Origin of the sequence: Polaromonas sp., from assembly GCF_036676035.1 — a bacterium.
Taxonomy (GTDB): domain Bacteria; phylum Pseudomonadota; class Gammaproteobacteria; order Burkholderiales; family Burkholderiaceae_C; genus Polaromonas.
On record NZ_JAKFDR010000041.1, the window covers coordinates 1 to 2,849 of the forward strand.

General features: G+C 66.3%; 3 protein-coding genes. All 3 read left to right on the forward strand.

The window, feature by feature from the left end; translation table 11 throughout:
* Window positions 1-195 precede the first annotated feature (195 nt).
* Genes V6M61_RS06675 through V6M61_RS06685 form a run of 3 tightly spaced genes read left to right on the forward strand, consistent with a single transcriptional unit; the run spans window position 196 to window position 2,406 of the window.
* The gene (locus V6M61_RS06675) at window positions 196-1,113 is read left to right on the forward strand and encodes an MlaD family protein (protein WP_332775787.1); all 918 of its coding nucleotides are present in this window, start codon (window positions 196-198) and stop codon (window positions 1,111-1,113) included.
* Complete coding sequence (locus V6M61_RS06680; RefSeq protein WP_332775788.1) at window positions 1,110-1,817, forward strand: ABC-type transport auxiliary lipoprotein family protein; 708 nt, start codon at window positions 1,110-1,112, stop codon at window positions 1,815-1,817. The genes V6M61_RS06675 and V6M61_RS06680 overlap by 4 nt, the downstream gene beginning before the upstream one ends.
* 22 nt (window positions 1,818-1,839) lie before the next feature.
* Window positions 1,840-2,406: a cyclic nucleotide-binding domain-containing protein gene (locus V6M61_RS06685; RefSeq protein ID WP_332775789.1), complete on the forward strand. Its 567-nt coding sequence runs from the start codon at window positions 1,840-1,842 to the stop codon at window positions 2,404-2,406.
* Window positions 2,407-2,849: the final 443 nt, after the last annotated feature.

Sequence of the window (2,849 nt, forward strand, 5' to 3'; positions counted from 1 at the left end):
GGCAGGAGCCCACTGCGTTGTCACCCTTGCAGGGCGCGGCTCAGTCGCAGCCTGAGCCCGTTCGCGCTGTCCACTGGCACGCAGGTGCCAGCGGAGCCGCAGCGCTCACCCTTGCCTGGCACGTCAATCACGGCGCACTCAGGCGCATCCAACTGCCGTTTCTAGGTTAAATACAGAAAGGGAAGGGGGTTGCAAATGGAAAACAAAGCCCATGCCATGGCCGCCGGTGTTTTTGTACTGGCGGTGACGGCCTTGCTGGTGGCGCTGGCGGTCTGGCTCATACACCCCGGCAGCGAGCGCCATTTGTACGAGTTGTCCACGCGGGAGTCGGTGTCGGGCCTGCGGTCGCAGGCGCCCGTGCGTTTTCGGGGGGTGCCGGTCGGCAAGGTGGAGCACATCGGTTTTGACCACAAGGTCAAGGGCAATGTGCTGGTTCGCATCGCGGTCGACCGCGGCGCACCGATGACCCGCTCCACGTTTGCCACGGTCAGCACGCAAGGGGTCACCGGTCTGGGCTTCATCCAGCTCGACGACAAGGGCGAGTCCACCGAGCCGCTGCCGCCCAACGACAGCGACCCGCCGCGCATTCCCTTGCGGCCCGGTTTTATGGACAAGCTGATGAAGCAGGGCGAGGCCACCTTCAACCAGATCGAACAGGCCAGCACCCGGCTGAACCAGTTGCTGGGCCCCGACAACCAGCAGGTGCTGATCAATGCCGTCCGGCAGGCGGGCGCCGCAGCCGAGAGCCTGGGCAAGACAGCGCGCCAGCTCGACGACAAACAGGCCGTGCAAACGCTCAAGACGGCGGCCGAGAACATCTCGCGAACCGCCAGCGAGGCCGGCCTGACCATGCGGCGCCTCAACGAAAAGGGCGGGCCGATGGACAAGATGACGCAAGGCAGCGCAGCGCTGGCCACCGCGGCGCAAACCTTTGACGCGGCCACCTTGCCCCGGCTCCATGAAGTGGCCGAGGAAAGCGCACGTACCCTGCGCCAGGTCCGGCGCACGGCGGGCGTGGTCGACGATAACCCGCAAGCCCTGATCTTTGGTCATGGCCAGCCGCCCCCCGGCCCGGGTGAGCCCGGTTTCACCGCCCCTGGAGCAAGCCCATGAAGCAGCCTGATTTTGCTATCAATTTAATAGCTGTTGGCGCCGGTTATGCAAGGGCCAGGGCCTTGTTTTTTGTAAATTTTCTGGCCGCCACCACACTGTTGCTCACGCTGGGCGGCTGCGGCGCCTTGCCCGACAAACCGGTGCGCGCCGCCATGTATGACTTTGGCCCGGGCCCGCTGAGCACACCCGCCACCACGCGGCAGGCGCCCCTGAGCCCGCTTGCGCTGGACGAGGTAAAAACCGCTGGGGGTGCGCTTGACAACCTGGCGGTGCTGTACCGGCTGGGCTACAGCAACGACCAGCAGCTGCGCCCCTACGCGCTGGCCCGCTGGAGCATGCCGCCCGCGCAGCTGCTGGGCCAGCGGGCGCGCGACAAGCTGGGCCAGCGGCGCGTGGTGTTCAAGGCGGGCGAGGGCCTGGCGCTCAGCCGCAGCCAGGGCAGCTTGCTGCTGCGGCTGGACCTCGAAGAGTTCAGCCATTTCTTCGAAGCGCCCGACAAGAGTGTGGGCCTGGTGCGGCTGCGCGCCACGGTGCTGGAAATCACGCCGGCCGGCGAAAAGCTGCTGGCGCAGCGCAAGGTGATCGTGCAGCGTCCGGCGCCCAGCGCCGATGCCCCCGGCGGCGTGCGCGCGCTGACGGCCGCCACCGATGCCGCGCTTGAAGAGATCGAGCAGTGGCTGCAGCAGGTGCAGAGCGCGCGCTGACGCGCTTCATGGCAGACCGCACATGAACACGCTGGAAGCCCAACTGCAAGGCCTGGGGCTGGAGCTGCTGGGCAGTTGCGAGAATTTGTCCAGCTACGGGCCCGAGCTGTTGCAGGTCGCGGCGCTGCTGGAAGACTTCACACCCCAGGAAATGGACATTCTGGGGGCCGCCATGCTGCGGGTGCGCGCCCGCCCTGGACAGGTGTTGATCCGGGAAGGGGAGCGCGGCGACTGGATGCTGTTGATTCTGAGCGGCACCGTCGATGTGACCAAACGCATCGACAACCGCGATAAGGTGCCGGGCCGTCCAGGCAATGACCTGGCCCCAGCGGCATCGTCGCGGCTGGCCGTCCTCAAGCGCGGCACCACCGTTGGCGAGATGTCCATGCTCGACAACGAGCTGCGTTACGCCAGCTGCGTGGCGCTCGAAGCCGTGGAGGCTGCGGTGCTCAGCCGCAGCGCGGTCGCCGAGTTGATTCACCAGCACCCCGGCGTGAGCGCCAAGCTGCTGGTCAAGATCACCCAGCTGATGGCGCAGCGCCTGCGCAACACCAGCAACCTGCTGGTCAAGTTGCTGCAGAAGCCATAAATCTAGCCCCCACGCTTTTCACTTCGTGTAATGCGCTGCCCCCCGAGGGGGCGCTGCGCCTGCGGCCCGGCTAAGCCGGTTCCGCGGCCCTGGCTGGTATGGGAGAGCTGTGCCGCATGGCGTGTCGGCCCCACGCTTTTCACTTCGTGTAATGTGCTGCCCCTCGCGGGGGCTGCGCTTGCTCGGGGCGGCCCTTCGCGGCGCTTGGTTAAACGCTCAGCGGGCCGCACTTTCCACCGGAGGCCGGGCGGCGACGCTGGCGGTGGCCTGGAGATGCGCCATCGCGGCGAGCACGCCGCTGCCTTGCAGGCTGTCAATCGCTAGTGTGGTGTTGCATGCTTGATGGCACAAATAAAAATGATGGATTTTTGGTCAGGGCAAGGCGCAAACCACAGCGATACCCGTAGGTATCGCGCGGATTTGCAACGCCGCCATGGCCGAAA

What these genes read in the sequence shown, in the direction of transcription:
- V6M61_RS06680 (WP_332775788.1), top strand. Translation starts at nt 1,110, where the DNA reads ATGAAGCAGCCTGATTTTGCTATCAATTTAATAGCTGTTGGCGCCGGT.
- V6M61_RS06675 (WP_332775787.1), top strand. Translation starts at nt 196, where the DNA reads ATGGAAAACAAAGCCCATGCCATGGCCGCCGGTGTTTTTGTACTGGCG.
- V6M61_RS06685 (WP_332775789.1), top strand. Translation starts at nt 1,840, where the DNA reads ATGAACACGCTGGAAGCCCAACTGCAAGGCCTGGGGCTGGAGCTGCTG.